This is a genomic window from Lysobacter sp. Soil_C_15 (assembly GCF_057657315.1).
In genome coordinates this window covers 325,549-345,902 of record NZ_JBDGIR010000004.1, presented here as the reverse complement: position 1 = coordinate 345,902, position 20,354 = coordinate 325,549, and the positions used below count along the sequence as shown (strand labels likewise).

The 20,354-nt window shown below is 70.3% G+C and carries 19 protein-coding genes; 7 read left to right on the top strand and 12 right to left on the bottom strand.

Annotated elements, in window-relative coordinates; all coding sequences use genetic code 11:
* Positions 1–76: 76 nt before the first annotated feature.
* On the top strand, positions 77–1,387 hold the full coding sequence (locus tag AC3A57_RS11975; RefSeq protein WP_487579132.1) for a formimidoylglutamate deiminase: 1,311 nt from the start codon (positions 77–79) through the stop codon (positions 1,385–1,387).
* Between the two features lie 256 nt (positions 1,388–1,643).
* On the opposite strand, the gene AC3A57_RS11970 is transcribed toward AC3A57_RS11975, so the two are convergent.
* The 3 genes from AC3A57_RS11970 to AC3A57_RS11960 all read right to left on the bottom strand — a co-directional run bounded on the left by AC3A57_RS11970 (position 1,644) and on the right by AC3A57_RS11960 (position 5,387).
* On the bottom strand, positions 1,644–2,165 hold the full coding sequence (locus AC3A57_RS11970; RefSeq protein WP_487579131.1) for a methylated-DNA--[protein]-cysteine S-methyltransferase: 522 nt from the start codon (positions 2,163–2,165) through the stop codon (positions 1,644–1,646).
* Positions 2,162–3,775, bottom strand: a complete 1,614-nt coding sequence (locus tag AC3A57_RS11965; RefSeq protein WP_487579130.1) for a DNA-3-methyladenine glycosylase 2 family protein — start codon at positions 3,773–3,775, stop codon at positions 2,162–2,164. The genes AC3A57_RS11970 and AC3A57_RS11965 overlap by 4 nt, the downstream gene beginning before the upstream one ends.
* 370 nt (positions 3,776–4,145) lie before the next feature.
* A complete protein-coding gene (locus AC3A57_RS11960; RefSeq protein WP_487579129.1) occupies positions 4,146–5,387 on the bottom strand; it encodes an alkaline phosphatase family protein in 1,242 nt (413 codons plus the stop codon).
* A gap of 143 nt (positions 5,388–5,530) precedes the next feature.
* Between AC3A57_RS11960 and AC3A57_RS11955 the strand changes: the two genes are divergently transcribed.
* Together AC3A57_RS11955 and AC3A57_RS11950 are read left to right on the top strand one after the other, a co-directional pair.
* Positions 5,531–6,103, top strand: coding sequence for a YybH family protein (locus AC3A57_RS11955; protein ID WP_487579128.1), 573 nt, complete (start codon positions 5,531–5,533; stop codon positions 6,101–6,103).
* 100 nt (positions 6,104–6,203) lie between these two features.
* Positions 6,204–6,536: a hypothetical protein gene (locus AC3A57_RS11950; protein ID WP_487579127.1), complete on the top strand. Its 333-nt coding sequence runs from the start codon at positions 6,204–6,206 to the stop codon at positions 6,534–6,536.
* 118 nt (positions 6,537–6,654) lie between these two features.
* Here AC3A57_RS11950 and AC3A57_RS11945 read toward each other — a convergent pair whose 3' ends face one another.
* From AC3A57_RS11945 to AC3A57_RS11935, 3 genes are all read right to left on the bottom strand, one after another.
* A complete protein-coding gene (locus AC3A57_RS11945) occupies positions 6,655–7,653 on the bottom strand; it encodes a hypothetical protein (RefSeq protein ID WP_487579126.1) in 999 nt (332 codons plus the stop codon).
* A gap of 108 nt (positions 7,654–7,761) precedes the next feature.
* Positions 7,762–8,619 (bottom strand): N-acyl homoserine lactonase family protein, encoded by an 858-nt coding sequence (locus tag AC3A57_RS11940; protein WP_487579125.1) that lies wholly within the window; start codon positions 8,617–8,619, stop codon positions 7,762–7,764.
* 161 nt (positions 8,620–8,780) lie between these two features.
* A complete protein-coding gene (locus AC3A57_RS11935) occupies positions 8,781–9,365 on the bottom strand; it encodes a TetR/AcrR family transcriptional regulator (protein WP_487579124.1) in 585 nt (194 codons plus the stop codon).
* A gap of 145 nt (positions 9,366–9,510) precedes the next feature.
* On the opposite strand from AC3A57_RS11935, the gene hutU reads away from it, so the two are divergent.
* On the top strand, positions 9,511–11,181 hold the full coding sequence (gene hutU, locus AC3A57_RS11930; protein ID WP_487579123.1) for a urocanate hydratase: 1,671 nt from the start codon (positions 9,511–9,513) through the stop codon (positions 11,179–11,181).
* Positions 11,182–11,415: 234 nt separating this feature from the next.
* Here the strand turns inward: hutU and AC3A57_RS11925 are convergent, their stop codons facing one another.
* Positions 11,416–11,859 (bottom strand): SRPBCC family protein, encoded by a 444-nt coding sequence (locus AC3A57_RS11925; protein ID WP_487579122.1) that lies wholly within the window; start codon positions 11,857–11,859, stop codon positions 11,416–11,418.
* A gap of 262 nt (positions 11,860–12,121) precedes the next feature.
* Here AC3A57_RS11925 and AC3A57_RS11920 point away from each other — a divergent pair, with 262 nt between their 5' ends.
* Positions 12,122–13,546: an MATE family efflux transporter gene (locus AC3A57_RS11920; RefSeq protein ID WP_487579121.1), complete on the top strand. Its 1,425-nt coding sequence runs from the start codon at positions 12,122–12,124 to the stop codon at positions 13,544–13,546.
* A gap of 38 nt (positions 13,547–13,584) precedes the next feature.
* On the opposite strand, the gene AC3A57_RS11915 is transcribed toward AC3A57_RS11920, so the two are convergent.
* The 4 genes from AC3A57_RS11915 to AC3A57_RS11900 form a co-directional block, all read right to left on the bottom strand.
* A complete protein-coding gene (locus tag AC3A57_RS11915; RefSeq protein WP_487579120.1) occupies positions 13,585–13,821 on the bottom strand; it encodes a hypothetical protein in 237 nt (78 codons plus the stop codon).
* 63 nt (positions 13,822–13,884) lie between these two features.
* Complete coding sequence (locus tag AC3A57_RS11910; protein ID WP_487579119.1) at positions 13,885–14,235, bottom strand: VOC family protein; 351 nt, start codon at positions 14,233–14,235, stop codon at positions 13,885–13,887.
* 24 nt (positions 14,236–14,259) lie between these two features.
* The gene (locus AC3A57_RS11905) at positions 14,260–15,135 is read right to left on the bottom strand and encodes an alpha/beta hydrolase (RefSeq protein WP_487579118.1); all 876 of its coding nucleotides are present in this window, start codon (positions 15,133–15,135) and stop codon (positions 14,260–14,262) included.
* A 188-nt stretch (positions 15,136–15,323) separates the two neighbouring features.
* Positions 15,324–16,289: a CsgG/HfaB family protein gene (locus AC3A57_RS11900; protein WP_487579117.1), complete on the bottom strand. Its 966-nt coding sequence runs from the start codon at positions 16,287–16,289 to the stop codon at positions 15,324–15,326.
* Between the two features lie 467 nt (positions 16,290–16,756).
* Between AC3A57_RS11900 and AC3A57_RS11895 the strand changes: the two genes are divergently transcribed.
* Complete coding sequence (locus tag AC3A57_RS11895; protein WP_487579116.1) at positions 16,757–17,917, top strand: AAA family ATPase; 1,161 nt, start codon at positions 16,757–16,759, stop codon at positions 17,915–17,917.
* Positions 17,918–18,137: 220 nt separating this feature from the next.
* Here AC3A57_RS11895 and AC3A57_RS11890 read toward each other — a convergent pair whose 3' ends face one another.
* Positions 18,138–19,094 carry a LysR family transcriptional regulator gene (locus AC3A57_RS11890; RefSeq protein ID WP_487579115.1) on the bottom strand — a complete coding sequence of 319 codons (957 nt, stop codon included), beginning with the start codon at positions 19,092–19,094 and terminating at the stop codon, positions 18,138–18,140.
* Positions 19,095–19,235: 141 nt separating this feature from the next.
* Between AC3A57_RS11890 and AC3A57_RS11885 the strand changes: the two genes are divergently transcribed.
* A complete protein-coding gene (locus AC3A57_RS11885; RefSeq protein WP_487579114.1) occupies positions 19,236–20,246 on the top strand; it encodes a zinc-dependent alcohol dehydrogenase family protein in 1,011 nt (336 codons plus the stop codon).
* The last annotated feature ends 108 nt before the right edge of the window (positions 20,247–20,354 follow it).

Here is a 20,354-nt window from a genome sequence, read left to right as displayed (position 1 = left end):
GGGATTTTAGCCGCTGGCGCCGGCCGTGACCCGGCCGGCGGTCGCGTCGCGGCCGCGTGCAGGCGAGAATGCGCGCATGACCATGCCCCCTCCCTACATCGATTGGACCCCGGCCGGCTGGCGGCGCCCCGCGGCGGTACCCGCCGGTACCCTGCTGCGCCGCCGCGTGCCGGGCATCGCCAACCTGCATTCGCACGCCTTCCAGCGCGCCATGGCCGGCATGGCCGAACGCCAGACCCACCCGGCCGACAGCTTCTGGACCTGGCGCGAGACCATGTACCGCTTCGCGGAGCGGTTCACGCCCGAAACGCTGTACGCGGTCGCCTGCCAGTTGTATGTGGAGATGCTGGAGGCCGGCTACACCAGCGTGTGCGAGTTCCACTATCTGCACCGTCCACCCGAAGGCCATCGCTTGGCTGCAGTCGCGGACGCGATGTCATGGTCGTTGATCAGTGCCGCGGCGGAAGTAGGCATTCGAATGACCCTGCTGCCGGTGTTGTACATGACAGGTGGATTCGACGAGCGCCCGCTCAGCGAACGCCAGCGCCGGTTCGGCCATGACGTCGATTCCTATTTGCGATTGCTTGAAAAGTTGCGCGCTCACAGCCACGACATGCTGCGCGTCGGCTGCTGCCTGCACAGCCTGCGCGCAGTGCCGCCGGGACCGATGCGCGAGGTGCTGGCGGCGATCCCCGGCGACAGCCGCGTGCACATCCATATCGCCGAACAGACCGCCGAGGTCGAGGATTGCGTGGCATTGCGCGGCGCGCGCCCGGTGCGCTGGCTGCTCGACAACGCCGACGTCGATGAGCGCTGGACCCTGGTCCACGCCACCCATCTGGACGAGAGCGAAGTGCGCGGCATCGCCGACAGCGGCGCGACCGTGGCGATCTGCACCACCACCGAGGCCAATCTCGGCGACGGCCTGTTCCCGCTGCGCGACTACCTCGACGCCGGCGGCGCCTGGGGCGTGGGTTCGGACTCGCACATCTCGGTCTCGCCGGTCGAGGAACTGCGCTGGCTGGAGTACGGCCAGCGCCTGATCACCCGCCGGCGCAACATCGCGGTCGGCCGCGGCGACGCGGCGCAGGCGGCCAGCGTCGGCGAAACCTTGCTGCGCGGAGTGGCGGCCAGCGCGGCGGCCTCGACCGGTTTCGGCGCCGAAGTCCTGGCCGGCGACCGGCTGAGCCTGGACCCGAACGCGCCGATCCTGGTCGGCGCCGGCGACGAGGACTGCGTCGACCGCTGGTTGTTCAGCGGCAACCGTAATGTCATCGACACGGTCGAAGTCGGCGGTCGGGTGGTCGTCTCCGGCGGACGACACCCCAAGCGCGACGAGATCGCCGCGGATTATGCGGATGCGATGCGGTTGTTGATGGCGGATTGAGTGGCGGGGGAATAGCGGCGGCGTCGGCAAGAGCTGGAGCAACAACTAGAACAACAGCAGAAACAGCAACAGCAACAGCAACAGCAAATCCCCCTGGCCCCCCTTTTTCAAAGGGAGGAAAGGCAGAGCAGTGCTGCTTGGACTCTCGCCTCTGACGCTCCGTCGCGCTGTTCCCCTCCTGAAAAAGGGGGGATTTGCTCTGGCGTTTGCTTCTGCCTTGCTTGCGCACACCTGGATCCGTCCTGCGCACGAAACCTCAACGCGGCGCGAACAAATCCCCGATCGGCACCGCTTCGGCCGACGGCAACGCGCCTTCCAGGGTCAGCAGGAACTGCTTGGTCGGCAGGCCGCCGCCGAAACCGGTCAGGCTGCCGTCGGAGCCGATCACGCGATGGCAGGGCAGCACGATCGGCAGCGGGTTGCGGCCGTTGGCGGCGCCGACCGCGCGGGTCGCGGTCGGCCGGCCGATGCGCTGCGCCATCTGCGCATAGCTCCAGGTTTCGCCCCAGGGGATCTGCGCCAGGGTGCGCCAGCACTGCAACTGGAACGCGGTGCCGTGCGGCGCCAGCGGCAGGTCGAACTCGCGCAGGCGGCCGGCGAAGTAGTCGTCGAGTTGGCCGCGCGCGCGTTGCAGCACTTCGTCGTCGCCTTCGCGCCAATCGGCGCCGCGCTTGTACGGATGCCAGGGGTGCTCGAATTCGATCAGGCGCAAACCGTCGGCGGCGCTGGCCAGCAACAGCGCGCCGACCGGACTGTCGATGCTCTGGTAGGTGATCATGCCGCCGCGCCCTCGCTGCGCGCCGATCCGGTATCGGCGGCGCAGTCGGCGGCGACGCGACGGCGCCTCGGCGCGGGCTTCGCCGCCGCGGCGGGCTTGGCCGCCGGCACCGGCATGCTGTCGCGCCACACCTGGATCACCGCGTAGGCGCGCCACGGCCGCCAGGCTTCGGCGCGCGCGTTGAGCGCCTTGGCGGTCATGCGCACGCCGTCCTCCGGCACGGCCTTCTGCAGCACCAGGTCGTCGGCCGGAAAGGCGTCGGGATGGCCGAGCGCGCGCAGGGCGACGTAATGCGCGGTCCACGGGCCGATGCCGGGCAGGGCGACCCAGCGCGCGACGAAATCGTCCAGGGTGCGTTCGGCGCGGAAATCGACCCGGCCGTCGAGCAAGGCGCGGGCGACCGTGCGCACGGTGTCGGCGCGCGCACGGGTCACCCCGATCGCAACCAGGTCGGCATCGGCCAAGGCGTCCGGCGTCGGGAACAGGTGCTCCAGTCCTGGCGCGAACGGTTTCGCCAGCGCCTGGCCGTAACGCTGCGCCAAGCGCGAGGCCAGGGTGCGCGCGGCGGCGACGCTGACCTGCTGGCCGAGGATCGCGCGCACCGCGATTTCGAACCCGTCCCAGCCGCTGGGCAGGCGCAGGCCGGGACGCCGTTCGACCAGCGCTTTCAAGCGTGGATCCACCGACAGCGCGGCGCCGATCGCGTTCGGATCGGCATCGAGATCGAACATGCGCCGCAAGCGGTTGATGATGTCGAGCAGCCGCGCTGGCGCCGGGCCGTGCAGTTCCAGGCGCAGCGCGTGCTCGGGCTCGCCCTTGCGCGACGGCCAGGCGCTGACCCGCAGCCAGCCCGGCGCTTCGATCGGGCCGATCACCCGGCTGTAGCTGTGCTCGTCGACCAGTTCGACCCCGGGCAGGGCGCGGCCGCGCAGGAAATCCAGCATCGCGGCGAAGTCGTACGGCGGCCGGTAGCCCAGGCGCAGGCTCAAGGTTTCGCCGCTGCTGTCGGGGCTTTCGTTCGGCCGCCGGCGCAGCTCGCGCGGCGCCATCCGGTAGGCCTCCTGGAAGGTCGCGTTGAAGCGGCGCAGGCTGCCGAAGCCGGCGGCCATCGCGACCTCGGTGATCGGCAAGCGGGTTTCGGTCAGCAACTGCTTGGCGAACAGCAGCCGACGGGTGCCGTGCACGCCGATCGGCGGCGCGCCCAGGCGGTCGACGAACAATCGCCGCAACTGGCGTTCGCCCACGCCGACGCGCGCGGCGAGCTCGGCCAGGGGTTGTTCGGCCAGCAGGCCCTGGTCGATCAGCTTCAGCGCGCGCGCGACCGCGGCATCGCCGCGCCGCCAGGCGCCGTCGCCGGGCGACAGCTCCGGCCGGCAACGCAGGCAGGGACGGAAACCGGCGGCTTCGGCCGCGGCGGCGTGGCCGTAGTACACGACGTTCTCGCGCTTGGCCGCCGGCGCCGGACACACCGGGCGGCAATAGATGCGGGTGCTGGTCACCGCGGTGAAGAACAGGCCGTCGAAACGCGGGTCGCGGCTCAGCCGGGCTTGTTCGCAGACGCGCCAATGCGGCAGGGAGGCGGCCGGCGCGGGAGTGGGGGTGGCGTCCATGCGGGGCAGCCTAGCACCGGGGCAGGGCGCCGACTCGCCGGATTCGGACATGAACGTGGAGGCGCCTGCGGGCGGGCTGGCGCAGTGGGTTCGCTGGCGCGGTCGCGGCTTGTGACCGGAGGAAATCCCCGTGGAACGCCGCTCCTGTCTTCGGGCGACGCATCTGGGAACGGCCTTGGCCGGCTTGTGTAGGAGCGGCGTCAGCCGCGACAACCGAAGCGGTGAATTACCACGTCATCGTCCGAAGTCCGGATGAGGTCGTTCGAACAGCCCGACGGTCCGGGCTGCGGTAGTTGCGCTTGCGTACGTCGCTGCGGTGGCTCGCGGCTTACGCCGCTCCTACAGGGGCGATGCGACGCGCCAGGACGATTCAGGGCTCGCGCAGCGCCGGCAGCAGCGGCGCGATGTGGCCGTCGTTCGGCGCCGGGGCGATGCCGATCAGGCGCGCCAGCAGCGGATAGACATCGACGTTGTCGATCGGGGCGAGAGTCGCGCCGCGTTTGAACGCAGGACCGCGGGCGACGAAGATCGCGCGCATCGACGGCAGCGCCGGGTCGTAGCCGTGCGAACCGCGGGTGCCGGGGTTGGGGTATTCGCGCAGCTTGCTGGCTTCGATCGCGTCCCAGCCTTCGCGCATCTGGCATACGATCGGCGGCACCCGCGGATGGCGGCCGTAATGCCAGCGCGCCGGCAGGTCGCCCTTGCGCCAGCAGTCGTAGTGGGGATGCGCGCCGAGCAGACGCCGCTCGACTTCGGCTTCGCGGCCGCGCAGCGGGACGATGCCGATCGATTGGCCCACCGAGGTCACCACCGCCTGGTCCGGAGCGACCATGTCCTCCACCGCGATGCGCTGGCCCGGCGCGACCTCGGCCATGCCGTGGTCGGACACCAGCACCAGGTTGACCCGCTGGGTCAGGCCGCGCGCCTCCAGGCCGTCGATCAGGCGGCCGATCGCCGCGTCGATGCGCACCAGGGCGGCGCGCGCCTGCGCCGAATTCGGGCCGTGGTCGTGTCCTTCGTGATCGAGCGCATCGAAATACAGGGTGGCCACGTGCGGCCGGGTCGACGCCGGTTCGCCGAGCCAGCCCAGGACTTCGTCGACCCGCGCGTTCTCGTCGATCGAGGCGTCGAACGGGCGCCAACGGTTCGGGCGCAAGCCGCGGATCGGCGCTTCGCTGCCGGGCCAGAACAGGGTCGCGCTGCGCAGGCCGGCCTTCTGCGCGCCGATCCAGATCGGCTCGCCGCCGTTCCACCAGCGGGTATCGCCCACCGCGTCGCGGTCGGCGACGCGGAAACGGCCGAGCGCGTCGTCGCTCATGCTGTTGTGGACCACGCCGTGACGGTCGGGGCGCAGGCCGGTGACCAGGGTGTAGTGGTTGGGAAACGTCAACGACGGGTAGGACGGGGTCATCCACTGCGCGCGCACGCCTTCGGCGGCCAGGCGCTCGATGTTCGGGGCCAGGCCCAGATCGAAGTAGTCGGCGCGGAAGCCGTCGATCGAGATCAGCAGCAGCGGCGTGTCGGCGGGCGGCGTCTCGCGGGTCGGCGCGGCGCAGGCGGCGAGGACGGACAGGAGCAGGGCGGCACAGGCCGCGGACAAGATCGAACGCATCCGCGCATGATAGCGGCCCGGGATGGCAGGCCGGTGTCGGCGGCCGCGAGCGCGCCGGGCGGCCAGATTCGGCATGACTTCCGTCGCTGGCGCCGCCGGCCGGGGCTGCCGATAGTGGCCGCAACGCCCGCCGAGCTTCGCCCATGCGCATCCTCGCCCGCATCGCCTGCCTGACCATCGCATCGTGGTCGCTCGCCGTCGCCGCCCAGGGTTCGTCCACGCCCGCCGAGCCGGCCGCCGCAGCGCAGGCGCCTGCAGCGATGCTGGATGCGGACGAATGCGCGGTGTGGGCGCGCGAATTGAGCTTCGCCCGTTCGGTCGCCGAACACGACGCCCAGGCCTTCGCCGAGCACTTGCATCCGCAGGCCGCGTTCGGCGTCGGCCGCCCGCAGCCGACCCGTGGCCGCGAGCGGATCGCCCAGGATTGGACCGGGCTGATCGAAGGCAAGCAGACCCTGCTGCGCTGGTATCCGACCCGGGTCACCGTCGCCGGCGCCCGCGACGTCGCCTGGTCCACTGGCCCGGCGCTGTACCAGCGCGTGCAGCCCGGTGCGCAGCCGCGCTATGCGCTGGGCGCGTTCCAGTCGGTCTGGCACCGCGGCGCGGACGGGGTGTGGCGGGTGTTGTTCGACGACGGACAGGCGCCGCGCCCGGCCACCGAAGCCGAGGCGATGGCGTTCCACAGCGGCCGCCGCGAGGCCTGCCCGCAACGCTGACAGAAACCTAAACGACGATCGCCACAACGGCACCGCGCCCGGAGCGCGGGCGTATCGTGGATGGGACCGCTTCATCCCTGTCGATCACAGGAGGCGTTCCATGAAATCCGCACTGTTCGCCGCCACGCTGTGCGCGTTCGCGTTCGCGTTCGCCGCCATCGCGCAGACCCCGGCCGCCGTCGATACCGCCGTCGCGCAAAGCGCCCGCACCGGCGCGGATGCCGTCCACGCCGACAGGCAGGCCACGCAAACGGACGCGAAACCGCGTGCCGACCAGCGCTATTGCCTGCGCCACACCGGCTCGCGGATCCAGTCGCGGGCCAAGCAGGACTGCGCCGCCTACGGCCGCCGTTACGATCGCGACGACCTGCAGCGCACCGGCGAAGTCGACGTCGCCAGCGCGCTGCGCAAGCTCGATCCGTCGGTGCGCTGAGGCGCGCCGCCGCTTCGTCGGCCGCGGCGCCTCGCGCGCGGCCGCCCCGGTTCCGGTCCCTTCTGGATCGATCGAACGCCCGGCTCGTGCCGGGCGTATTTTTCGCCCGCGCTCCGCGTCAGCGTTCGAACGTGGCGGTCGCCGACGGATAGTCGACGCTGATCTTCAAGTCGGCGAAGGCGTTGCCGCCGATCGCGCCGTCGACGCGCTGGTCCATCCACTTCGACATGTAGTCGTGAAAGTTGCGGTCGCGGCGTTCGGCGAACCAGACCGGACCGACTCGATAGCCGCCGACTTCCAGTTCCGGCACTTCGATCAGCCGCCCGCTGTCGTTGCGGTCGGCGTGTTCGATCACCCGCCAGTCCGGATGCCGTTCGCGCCAGCGCTGCAGCACGCTGGCGGCGATGAAGCTGCCGGCGCGGTCGGCCGGGCCGCCGCCGAGTTCGCGCACGCCTTGCTCGGTCAGCATCAGGCTCGCGCCGGTGTCGAACAGCAGTTGCAGGGTTTCGCCGTCGATGCGCACCGCGATGCGCGGGAAGTGGGTGGTCGGGCGCCCGTCGTCGCCCTTCTGCAGACCCAGCGCGACCCGGTGTGCGGCCTCGACCTGCGGCAGGGCGCCGTCGGGCAACAGGCGCAAGCGGCCGCGCGGATAGTCGAACTCCCAACTGCGTCCGCCGAACCAGGCCGCGCCGAGCATGCCGTCGCCGATCCGCCGCTCCTGATCGGGCGGCGCGGCCAGCGCGGGCACGCCGCGTTGCGCGTTGCGCGGCGGCGGAATCCAGGCGCGCGGGTCGAACTGCGGCCAGGCCAGCAACTGCGGCGGCGCATCGGCGGCCTGCGCCTTGGGCGCAACGCCCATGGCGCGCGCGCCGGCGTGGGTGAACAGCAACCCGCCGCCGGTGTCGGAGAACAGCCGCAGCTTGCGCCCGTCGCGCAACTGCGGCTGGAGGAAGAACCGGCCGGCTTCCAGCGTCGCCGGCAAGGTCATCGGCAGCTTCGACGCGACCGGCTCGGCGGAAGCGGCCGGCGCTTGCGCGCGCAGCGGCGACCAGGCCGCGAGCCCCAGCAGGGCTGCGGCCAGGGGAAGACGGAACAGCGGCGAACACAGGTGCGTCATGGCGGACTCGCTGCGCAGTGAGGACGGCGTCCAGCTTCGCCGCAACCGCGCCGGCGGCTCAGTGCAGGAGGTCAGCCAACTTTCGGCAGTCCGCCCGCCGCCGATGGTTCAGTCCATGTACGCCGGGAATTTCGGCAGCGCGGCGAAATCCTCCGGCGCGTGCTGCACCACCACCTGGCCGGGGTGGGTCGCGAGCAGGCGCCTGATCCGTTCGAACGAGGCCAGGGTGTCGGCGCGGTTGTGGTTGAACGCCGGCACCCGCGATTGCTCGTAGTTGGCGCGGGTGTGCCAGAGATCGCCGGACAGCACCAGCGGGCCGAAGTTGGCCAGGCGCAGCATCAGCACCCGATGCCCCGGCGTGTGGCCGGGCGCGCGCAGGATGCGCACGCTGCCGTCGCCGAACAGATCGTCGTCGTCGTTGCCGTCGCGCAGCTTGGCCTGGCGCCAACCGGCGAACAGCTTCGGGTCGACGCCGATCGGCGTCGGCGTGGCCGAAGCCCATTCCAGTTCGCTGCGGTTGAGCACCCAGGTCGCCTTGGCGAACAGGCCGAGGTTGCCGCTGTGATCGGCGTGCAGGTGCGACAGGGCGACATAGTCGATGTCGGCCGGGCGCAGCTTGAGTTCGGCCAGTTGTTCGACCAGGGTGCGCCGGACCGTGAAGCGGATGCCCATGCCCGGCAGCGGCACGCCCTCGGGCTTGGCCGCGATCGCGTCGCCCAGTCCGGTGTCCCACAGCAGCCGGCCCTTGGGATGCTCGATCAGGAAACAGGGCGCGGCCATGGTGCCGGACTGGCCGGCGTACTCGTCGGCGTCGGAGAACATGCCCATGTCCTGCAGGTCGATGCGGCCGCAGTCCAGGGCGTAGACGCGCAGCGAGGACGGCTGCGCGGCGGGCGGCGCCGCCTGCACGGAGGCGGCGAACAGCGTCCAGCTCAGTGCGGCGGCGAGAAAACGGGAGGGGCGCATGGCGCGTGCTCGGAGATGGGGGACACGGATTATCGCCAAGCCGCGCGGCCGCGGCTGTGCCGGACAGCGGAATATCGTGCCGGACTGTCGGGCCGCAATGGCTGCCGCCGTCGTGTCGCTGGCGCGCGCGTGCTTCGATCGCGCGCTTCAGTCGGGGCGCTTCAATCGTCCAACAATCCGTGCAGCAACCGGTCCAGCGAGGCGTCGTAGAAGGCGCGGAATTCGGCTTCGCCGTAACTGAAGCGGCCGGCGCGGTACAACGCGATCAGGCCGTGGGTGTGTCCCCACAGCGTCATCGCCAAGTCCCAGGCGTCGCCCTCGCGCAGCCGGCCGGCGCGTTGCGCTTCGGCGACCAGGTCGGCGACCACGTTCAAGGTCGGCGACAGGCGGGCGCGGAAGTCTTCGGGGAAGCGCCGCGCGCGTTCGCGCCGCATCGAGAAGGCATGATCGAACAGATGCGGATGGACCAGGGCGTAATCGAGGTAGATGCGCTGGGTCGCGAGCAGGCGCGCGATCACGTCGCCGCCGGCGCTGCGCGCGTTCCAATGGCGGGCGATCTGCTCGAAGCTGTCGTCGCAGATGCGCTGCAGCAGCGCTTCGCGATTGCGGAAGTGGCGGTAAATGGCCATCGGGGTGATCCCGACCGCCTCGCCGATGCGGCGCATGGTCACCGCTTGCGCGCCGCCGCGCTCGAACAGGGTCCGGGCGGCGCGCAGGATCCGGTCGGCGGTGGCGGGAACGCTCATGTATACAGCGTATACATCGGCGGCGTCCGGGGGCAAATTCGCGGCCTTCGTGCGCCTGTACGGGCGCTTCCGGCGGCGTCGGCGCTGGCGGCGGCGAACAACGCGGCGCGATAATTCCGCCATCCCATACCGCCGGAACATCGCCATGTCCGCAGGCACCCGCCTCGATCCCGCCCGTGTCGTCCGCGCCCCGCGCGGCAGCGAAAAGAGCTGCAAGTCCTGGCTCAGCGAAGCCGCTTTCCGCATGCTGCAGAACAATCTCGACCCCGAGGTGGCGGAGAACCCGGCCGCGCTGGTGGTCTACGGCGGCATCGGCCGCGCCGCGCGCGATTGGGAAAGCTTCGACGCGATCCTCAAGTCGCTGCGCGAGCTGGAAGACGACGAGACCCTGCTGATCCAGTCCGGCAAGCCGGTCGGCGTGTTCCCGACCCATGCCGACGCGCCGCGCGTGCTGCTGGCCAACTCCAACCTGGTGCCGCACTGGGCCAACTGGGAGCACTTCAACGAGCTCGATAAGAAGGGCTTGATGATGTACGGCCAGATGACGGCCGGCTCGTGGATCTACATCGGCTCGCAGGGCATCGTCCAGGGCACCTTTGAAACCTTCGTCGAGATGGGGCGCCAGCATTACGGCGGCGATCTCAAGGGCAAGTGGATCCTGACCGCCGGCCTCGGCGGCATGGGCGGCGCGCAGCCGCTGGCCGCGTCGCTGGCCGGCGCCAGCTCGCTGACCATCGAATGCCGCCAGGCCAGCATCGATTTCCGCCTGCGCACCCGCTACGTCGACGAGCAGGCCCACGACCTCGACGACGCCCTGGCGCGGATCGCCAAGTACACCGCCGCCGGCGAAGCCAAGTCGATCGCCCTGCTCGGCAACGCCGCCGAGATCCTGCCCGAGCTGGTGCGCCGCGGCGTGCGTCCGGACTGCGTCACCGACCAGACCTCGGCGCACGATCCGGTGCATGGCTACCTGCCGATCGGCTGGACCGTGGAGCAATGGCTGGAAGCGCAGAGCAGCGACCCGGTCCGGGTCCGCGACGAAGCCAAGAAGTCGATGCGCGTGCACGTCGAAGCCATGCTGGCCTTCCACGCCCAGGGCATTCCGACCGTCGATTACGGCAACAATATCCGCCAGATGGCCAAGGACGAGGGCTGCGCCAACGCCTTCGATTTCCCTGGCTTCGTTCCGGCCTATGTGCGTCCGCTGTTCTGCCGCGGCATCGGCCCGTTCCGCTGGGTCGCGCTCAGCGGCGATCCGGAAGACATCTACAAGACCGACGCCAAGGTCAAGCAAATCATCGCCGACGACCCGCACCTGCATCGCTGGCTGGACATGGCGCGCGAGCGGATCAGCTTCCAGGGCCTGCCGGCGCGGATCTGCTGGGTCGGCCTGGGCCTGCGCCACAAGCTCGGCCTGGCGTTCAACGAAATGGTCCGCAACGGCGAGCTGAAGGCGCCGGTGGTGATCGGCCGCGACCACCTCGACAGCGGTTCGGTGGCCTCGCCGAACCGCGAGACCGAGGCGATGCGCGACGGCAGCGACGCGGTCAGCGACTGGCCGCTGCTCAACGCCATGCTCAACGTCGCCGGCGGCGCGACCTGGGTCTCGCTGCACCACGGCGGCGGCGTCGGCATGGGCTATTCGCAGCACTCCGGCGTGGTCATCGTCTGCGACGGCAGCGAAGCAGCCGACAAGCGCATCGCCCGGGTGCTGTGGAACGACCCCGGCACCGGCGTCATGCGCCACGCCGACGCCGGCTATGAGATCGCGCGCGATTGCGCCAGGGAGCAGGGGCTGAAGCTGCCGATGCTCTGAACGTCGTCGCCGGCCCATGCTTCGCCACGACGGCCCGCATGCGCGGGCCGTCGTAGTTTCGAAGCGCAAACCGCGGCGCTGCCCCTGTAGGAGCGGCGTAAGCCGCGACAGCCGCAGCGGTGTCGTTCCACGCGAGCGGCCGAAGCCCGGATGTCCGGGCTTCGGCAGCCGCGCTTGCGTACGTCGCTGCGATGGTCGCGGCTTACGCCGCTCCTACAGGGGGACGCCTCGGGCTCAGCCCGGAATCGTCGGCTCGACCAGGCGTTCGAGCAGGGTCAGCGATTCCTGCCAGCCGAGGTGGCACTGCTCGGCCGGGATCACATCCGGAATGCCTTCCTGCACCACCTGTACCTCGGTGCCGCAGGACACGGCGCGGAAGGTGATGGTGGTGATCATGGTGCCGGGCAGATTGGGGTCTTCGAAGCGGTCGTCGTGGACGATGCGTTCGCCCGGCACCAGTTCCAGGTAGGTGCCGCCAAACGCGTGGCTGTCGCCGCTGCCGAAATTGGTGAAGCTCATCCGGTAGCGGCCGCCGACCTTGGCCTCCAGCTCGTGCACGGTGCAGGTGAAGCCGTCCGGCGGCAGCCACTTGCACAGGGCGGCGGGGTCGAGGAAAGCGCGGTAGACGCGTTCCGGCGGGGCGGTGAAGACGCGCAGCAGGCGAACGGTGTTGCTCATGGGTGATCTCCGATAGAGAGGTGTGGCCCTCATTCATGGCGACGAACGGGCGGGGCCGGAATCGACATCCGCGGCGAACGCCGGTTCTGGCCGGCGCACGTTCGGGAGGGCGCGCGCCGCGGGACGCGGTTCAGGTTGTAACCCAGACCGCGGCCGGTCCGAAACGCGAAATCGCCCCCGATTCATCGGACGGTTGTCACTAGCCAAGCCGCGCCGCGTCCCTATCATCGGGCGGTGCCTCCCTGCATGGAGCCTGCCTGCGATGACTCAGGATCTCTCGGCCGTCGAGACGGCCGCCGCACCGCCTTCGCTGTGGCGCGAACTGCGCGACGCGGTGCGCGGCACCGACGCCGATTACACCAAGATCCCACTGCGCCGCGCCGTGTTCCTGCTCGCAGTGCCGATGGTGCTGGAGCTGGTGCTGGAGTCCACCTTCGCGGTGGTCGACATCTTCTTCGTCGCCAAGCTCGGCCCCTCGGCGGTGGCCACGGTCGGCCTGACCGAGAGTTATCTGTTCCTGCTGTACGCGGTGGCGATGGGCCTGGCGATGGCGGTGACCGCGGTGGTCGCGCGCCGGATCGGCGAGGGCAAGCGCGAGGAGGCCGGGGTCACCGCGGTGCAGGCGATCTTCATCGCCGTGCTGGTGTCGGTGCTGCCGGCGGTGGCCGGTATGGTCTATGCCCAGGACCTGCTGCGGCTGATGGGCGCCGATGCCTGGAGCATCGAGCACGGCTACCGCTATACCCAATGGATGCTCGGCGGCAACGCGGTGATCATGCTGCTGTTCGTGATCAACGCGATCTTCCGCGGCGCCGGCGACGCCGCCATCGCGATGCGGGTGCTATGGCTGTCCAACGGCCTCAACATCCTGCTGTGCCCGATCCTGATCTTCGGCCTGGGGCCGGCGCCGGAACTGGGCATCGAGGGCGCCGCCATCGCCACCAACATCGGCCGCGGCACCGGCGTGGCCTACCAGTTGTGGGTGCTGTTCCGCGGCGGCAAGCACATCCGGGTGACGATGGCGCAGCTGGCCTGGCACGGGGCGATGCTGTGGAACATCGTGCGCACCTCGCTCGGCGGGATCGGACAGATGATCGTGGCGATGACCGCGTGGATCTTCCTGATGCGCATCCTCGCCGCGATCGGCAGCGAAGCGGTGGCTGGAGCGACCATCGCCATCCGCCTGATGATGTTCACGATGATGCCGGCCTGGGGCATGTCCAACGCCGCCGCGACCCTGGTCGGGCAAAACCTCGGCGCCGGCCACGCCGAGCGCGCCGAGGCCTCGGTGTGGCGGATCGGCTGGTACAACATGGCCTACCTGATCGCGATTTCGGTGCTGTTCTTCGCTCTGCCGCAGCAACTGGTCGGGATCTTCAGCGCCGACCCCGAGGTGGTGAAGGTCGGCGCCGAGTGGCTGCGGATACTGTCGTACTCGCTGTTCATCTACGGCTGGTGGATGGTGACCGTGCAGGCTTTCAACGGCGCCGGCGACACCATGACCCCGACCAAGATCAACGTGGTGTTCTTCTGGCTGATCCAGATCCCGCTGTCCTATGTCCTGGCGATCTCGCTGGGCTGGGCCCACACCGGCGTGTTCTGGGGCGTGTTCGTGTCCGAAACCGCGGTCGGCGTGTTCACCCTGTGGCTGTTCACGCGCGGAAAGTGGAAGCAGGCGCAGGTGTAGCGGCCGTCGACGAGCGGCTTGCCCCACGGGCGGGCCGCTTACCCTGGCGGGTGCAGATAGTGGTATGCGGCGAACGCCGCGACCGCGAAGCCGATCCAGACCGCCAGACCGACCAGCGCGCACGGCGTGTCGCCGGGCTCTTTCTTGCCGTAGAACGGCTTCAGGACGACCCAGCCGGTGCCGTGCAGCAGCAGTTCGACCACGCCCTCGAGCAACAGGCGGCCGACCAGCCTCAAGGCGCCGCCGAGCAGTTCGCCCACTGCGTCCAATGCCATCGTGATGCTCCCCCGCGTCGCGCCGGCCACAGCTTAGCCGGCGCGACGGGGCCGGAAAGAATTTCAGCGGTCCGACCACACCGCCAGTTCGTAGCCGTTGGGGTCGACGAAGTGGAAGCGGCGACCGCCGGGGAACTCGTGCTCGGCGACGATCGGCGCGCCGGCGGCCTCGACCCGGCGCCGCGCGTCGGCGAGATCGTCGGCGTAGATCACCACCAGCGCGCCGCCCGGCCTGGGCGCGGCGTGGGCGTTGAAGCCGCCCTTCATGCGGCCGTCGTCGAACTCGCAGTAGTCCGGGCCGTAGTCGGTGAAGCTCCAGCCGAACGCGGCGCCGTAGAAGGCCTTGGCGGCGGCGATGTCGGCGACGGCGAATTCGAGGTAATCCAGGCGCAGGTTGCGGTCGGAGGCGGTCATGGCGGTCCTGTTAGGGGCGGTGGGTCAACCGGCCGTGCGCGGGGCGACGGCTTCGGCTAGAAAGGCGCTCAGCGCCTGGCGGAATTCGGGCGAATCGGCGGCGTCGACGTGATTGCGCGCGGGCACGATCAGCAGGCGCTTGCGCCCTTCGGGAAGCGGCGTGGCCCGATACAGGGCTTCGGCGAAGCGCGGCGGGGTGGCGACGTCGTTTTCGCCGGCGACGAACAGCACCGGTTCGTCCAGGGCTTCGACGACCTGCTGGTTGCCCTGGCCGGCCAGGGCGCCGGCCGGGGCGACCCGCCGCACCAGCATCCGCGCCCACAGCTTCTGCCGCGAACGCATGTGCGCGCCCCAGTCTTCGAAACTGGTCACCGAGCTTTCCAGGATCAGGCCGTCGAGCCGCCGGCTCGCCGCGACCCGCCCGGCCATGAAGCTGCCCAGCGAATGGCCGTGCACGATCAGCGGCAGGCCGGATAGCTCCGGGTCTTGCCGCAAGCGGTCGTAGACCGTGCCTGCATCGCTCAGCAACGCGTCCAGCGACGCCGTGCCGGTGCTGGCGCCGTAGCCGCGGTGATCGACCAGGACGAAGTTGACCGGCGCGTCGGCATAGGCCTTGGCGCTGGTCGCGGCCTGCCTGGCCACGGTGTAGCCGTTGCCGCCGAAGTACAGCACCGTGGCGACCGCGTCGCGGCGCAGGAAGCGCAGCGCGTACAGCTGCGCGCCGTCGGCGTCGATGCGGCTTTCCTCGATCCGGTAGGCCGGCAGTTGCGCGCGCAACGCGGCCAGGTCGGCGGCCGGCGCGGGTCGCGCGATCACGATGTTGTCTTCGCGCACGTGCCAGGTGCAGGCGGACAGGGCGGTAGCGAGCAGCAACGAACACAGAACGCGGGCTGGCTTCATGGATCCTCCTTGACGACGTTGTTGCGTGGCCGCGGTCTTGCCGTGCCCGCGAAAGGCGCCATGTATCGCCGTTCGCGCGCCGAAAGGGAAGCCGGAGCGGACGGCTGCCGCAACGCGGACACGAAAAAGGCCGCCGGTCGCCCGGCGGCCTGGCTTCGCGCAATGAACGCGTCGCGGTGGGCTGCGGTTTACTTGGACAGTTCCAGCGCCAGCGAGGACACCCAGCCCTTGTTGCCGAGCTCGTCCTCGACTTCCCACATCGCGCCCTGCTTGTTGCCGGTCGGGTACAGCATCATGCCCGGGTCGAGCGGACGCACGACCTTGCCGCTGCCCGACGAATTGGCGAACAGGCGCGCGGCCTTGACCACGGTCACCGCCTGCTGCGAGTTCGAGGCCGAGGCGTTGCCGGACAGGCCGCCGAGCTCGGTGACCAGGTTGGTGTAAGCCTGCAGGTAGGCCATGGTGATGACCTGGCCGATCTCGGTATTGGCGTAGCCGGACACGCCGGCGCCGCCCAGGCCGCTGCCGCCCCACAGGGCGCCGCCGGCGCCGAAGCCGATGTCGGTCTTCTTGGCGCTGCCTTCGGCCATCGCGACCTGCTCGGACGAACGCACGTCGGTCACGGTCAGGACCACGTCGGCGGTCTTCTTGCTGAAGTTGAGGTTGCCGGCGACCGCGCCGGCCTTGCCGCCGATCAGGCCGCCGAGCAAGCCGCCGATGGCGTTGCCGCCGGCGTTGCTGTTCTTGGCGATCAGGTCCGGCACCAGGATGTAGTCGGCGGCGCGGATCTGGCCCTTGCCGATGTTGGACTTGTTGCGCAGCTGGCCGCTGGAGGCCAGGTCGCGCTCGCGCATCGCCATGTCCATGCCGGCGCCGCGGTCGACCAGGGTGAAGCAGCGCGATTTCTGCACGAACACCTTGATCAGCTTGCTCGGGGCCGGCAACTGCTGGCCGCTCCACCAGTTGACGCCGTCCTCCGGCTCGATCACCGAGATCGCGCCGAGGTTCTTGGAGCAGGTGGGGATCTCGGTCATCTTCTGGGCGCGGATGTCCTGCGCGCTCTTGCGCTGGGCCCAGGTCGGCGCGGCGTTCAGCGCCAGGCCCACTCCGAGCACGCATGCCACCACTTGAATGCCCCTGCTTGCGGTTTTCATCGTCTAGTCCTTGAAACGGCCGCCTGCGGCGACCGTGCGTTCCTGAAAGAGCCGCGGTCTGCGCCGCGGTGCCTGCGCCACCCCATCGTCCCTCTCGCAGGCCATCGCTGCGTTGCAGCGGGAGGTCGGCCGGAGTCCCCAGAACGAAGGCCGCGGCGGCGGGCGCCGCGGTGGTGGTACGCCCGGCAATGATAACGGCATCACACTAGTTTTCAGGCCAGGCGGCCCCCGTCGACTTTGACAGGTGGCGGCCGGCGGCCGATTCGCCGCGCGCCCGGGCCCGCGGCAAGGCCGGTCGGCGCGGGACCTGGGCGGGGCGGGGTCGACCCCGGCCGGACAGTCCGGTGCGTCTCGCCGGTTGCGAACTGCGCGGGCGATACTGCCTGGCTTGCGGCCCGCGCGGCCGTCCGTTCATTGCCGGGCGCAGCCGCATCGCGGCCACGCCGGCCCGTTCCGGCGCCCGATCCATGCTGCATACCCTGGCCATCGCCAACTACCGCTCGCTGCGCGAACTCGTGCTGCCGATGGGGCGGCTGAACGTGGTCACCGGCGCCAACGGCAGCGGCAAGTCCAATCTCTACCGCGCCTTGCGTCTGCTGGCCGAAACCGCGCAGGGCGGGGTGGTGCCGGCGTTGGCCGCCGAGGGCGGCCTGGGCTCGACCCTGTGGGCCGGGCCGGAGACGATCTCGCCGCGCATGCGCCGCGGCGAGGTGCCGGTGCAGGGCACCTCGCGGCAGGCGCCGGTGGCGCTGCGGCTGGGCTTCGCCGGCGACGACTACGGGTATGCGATCGACCTGGGCCTGCCGGCGCCGAGCCGCTCGCGTTTCGCCCACGACCCGGAGATCAAGCGCGAGGCGATCTGGGCCGGGCCGTTCCTGCGCCCAGCCAACCTGCTGGTCGACCGCCGCGGCGGTCTGGCGCGGGTGCGCGAGGGTCGCGGCTGGCGGGTCGCGGCCGAAGGCCTGAATCCGTTCGACAGCCTGTTCGGCCAGCTCGCCGATCCGCAGGCCGCGCCGGAAGTGCTGAGCCTGCGCGAGACCATCCGCGGCTGGCGCTTCTATGACCATTTCCGCAGCGACGCGCAGGCGCCGTCGCGGCAGCCGCAACTGGGCACGCGCACGCCGGTGCTGAGCCACGACGGCCGCGATCTGGCCGCGGCCTGGCAGACCATCCTCGAGATCGGCGACGAGCGCGCGCTGGAGGCGGCGGTGAACGACGCGTTTCCCGGCGCCCGGGTCGCGGTCGCCGGGCGCGAGGCGCTGTTCGCCTTGGAGTTCCATCAGCACGGCTTGCTGCGGCCCTTGTCGACGGCCGAGCTGTCCGACGGCACCTTGCGCTATCTGCTGTGGATCGCCGCCCTGCATACGCCGCGGCCGCCGCCGCTGATGGTGCTCAACGAGCCGGAGACCAGCCTGCATCCGGACTTGCTGCCGGCGTTGGCGCGGTTGATCGCGCATGCCTCGCGGCGCACCCAGGTGTGGGTGGTCTCGCACGCGGCGCGGCTGATCGCGGCGCTGGAGGAAGAGGCCGATTGCAACAGCATCCGGCTGGAGAAGCAGTTCAGCCAGACCGGGGTCGTGGGGCAGGGGATGCTGGATGCGCCGGCGTGGTACTGGCCGGAGCGGTGAGGTCGCGATGGGGCAAGGGCAGCAACGACGGCAACAGCAACAGCAACAGCAAATCCCCCTGCCCGCCTTTTTCAAAGGTGGGAAGAGGGCTGGGGGCTTCGATAAGTCGTAGGCGCCGACACGGTTGCCGCTGGTTCTCGACGCGCTCTCCCGTTGCCTCCAAAGGCTCTTGCCGTTCCCCCTTTGAAAAGGGGGGGGCGGGGGATTTGCTCCCAAGCCCCTAGCCGCCAACTCCCGTCCCGCACACCGCATTGCGGTCGCTGCGATCCCACGCCACCAGGTCCGGAATCCGCTCCACCAGCAGGTCGATCGCCGCGCGCGTGCGCAGCGGCAGGTAGTGGGTGCGCGGCCACAGCGCGTGGATGCTGGTGCCGACCACGCGGTCGGCGTGCATCACCAACTGCAGTTCGCCGGCGCGGATATGCCGCGACAGCATCCAGCACGGCAGCATGGCCAGGCCGGCGCCGGCCACCGCGGCGTCGGCGATCGCCTGCAAATCGTCGAAGCGCAGGCGCGCGTTGACCGGCGGCTCGCGTATCTGGCCGTCGTCGTCGCGCAGTTGCCAGGCGACGTTCTGGCCGTTGCGGCCGTAGACGATCGCGTCGTGGCCGGCGAAACCGTCGATGTCGCGCGGCCGCCCGCGCTGCGCCAGGTAGGAGGGCGCGGCGCAGATGCCCAGGCCTTCTTCGGTCAGCCGGCGCGCGGCCAGGGTCGCGCTGTCGGGCAGGCGGCCGACCCGGATCGACAGGTCGTAGCCTTCCTCGACCAGGTCGACATAGCGATCGTTGAACGACAGGTCGATTTCCAGCCGCGGATGCCGGCGCGCCAGCTCCAGCATCACCGGCGCCACGCAATGGCGGCCGAACTGCACCGGTGCGCTGACCCGCAGCCGGCCACTGGGCTCGCGCCGGCCGCTGTCGAGCGCGGCCTCGGCGGCATCGAGTTCGGCCAACGCTTTCACGCAGCGCTCGTAATAGGCCTGGCCGTCGTCGGTCAGGCTCTGCCGGCGCGTGCTGCGGTGGAACAGGCGCACGCCGAGCTGCTGCTCCAGGCGCGCGATGCGCTTGCCGATCGCCGAGCGGGTCACGCCCAGGCGCTCGGCGGCGGTGGCGAAGCCGCCGGCTTCGGCGGACTGGACGAAGGCGACGATGCCGAGGAGTCGGTCGTTGACGGCCATATTGGTTCCTGTGGGGATACAAATATCGGAATGAAACTAACCACTGGTGCGATATCGGAAGCGATATCGTAACCGCGCTCGGTCGCTGCCGCATCGCCACGATGCCCGGCGCACCGCGTCCCCGTTCCCATCGAGACACACATGAAGGCTTATCGCATCCGCGCCGGCGCCGGCATCGGCGCTCTGGAATCGTTCGAACGCGCATCCGCTCCGCTCAGCGGCAATCAGGTCCGGGTCCGGGTCCGCGCCGTATCCTTGAACTACCGCGACCTGATGATCGCCGGCGGCAGTTACCCGGTGTCGACCCACGCGCCGCTGGTGCCGGGCTCCGACGCGGTCGGCGAGATCGTCGAACTCGGCCCCCAGGCCAGCCGCTGGAACGTCGGCGATCGCGTCGCGACCAGCTTCTTCCCGCATTGGCACGACGGCGCGCCGACTCCGCACGCGACCCGCGACGCCTTCGGCGGCGGCGCCGAAGGCGTGCTGGCCGAAGAGCTGGTGACCAGCGAGCTGTCGCTGTTCGCGGTGCCGGCGCACCTGAGCGACGCGCAGGCCGCGACCCTGAGCTGCGCCGGCGTGACCGCCTGGAACGCGCTGTTCGTCGAATCGCGGCTGACTCCCGGCGCCAGCGTGTTGCTGCTCGGCACCGGCGGCGTGTCGATCTGGGGCCTGCAGTTGGCCAAGGCCGCCGGCCTGCAGGCCTTCGTGACCTCCTCCAGCGACGACAAGCTGGCCCGTGCCCGGGCCTTTGGCGCCGACGGCACGATCAACTACCGCAACAATCCGGAATGGCAGCGCACGGTGCTGGAGCTGACCGGCGGCCGCGGCGTCGACGCGGTGCTGGAAGTCGGCGGCAAGGGCACCCTGCAGCGCTCGATCGATGCGGCGACGATGGGCGGCACCATCGCCGTGATCGGCGGCGTCAGCGGCTTCGCCGGCGAATTCGATCCGTTCTCGGTGATCGCCGGCGCCAAGCGCCTGGCCGGCATCTATGTCGGCAGCCGGGCGATGGGCGAGGACCTGGCGCGCTTCGTCGGCGTCAACCGGATCGCGCCCGCGGTCGACCGCGTATTCGGTTTCGACCAGGCCAATGAGGCCTATGCCTATCTGCGCGACGGAGCGCATTTCGGCAAGGTGGTGATCGGGGTTTGAGGCTGGGAGTCGGGAATAGGGAATAGCAAAGCGACTTTCGTTTTCCCGACGACCTACACAGCGGCGGTCATGCGAAGCACCGGGCTTGCCCGGGGTTTTGCTTCAGGC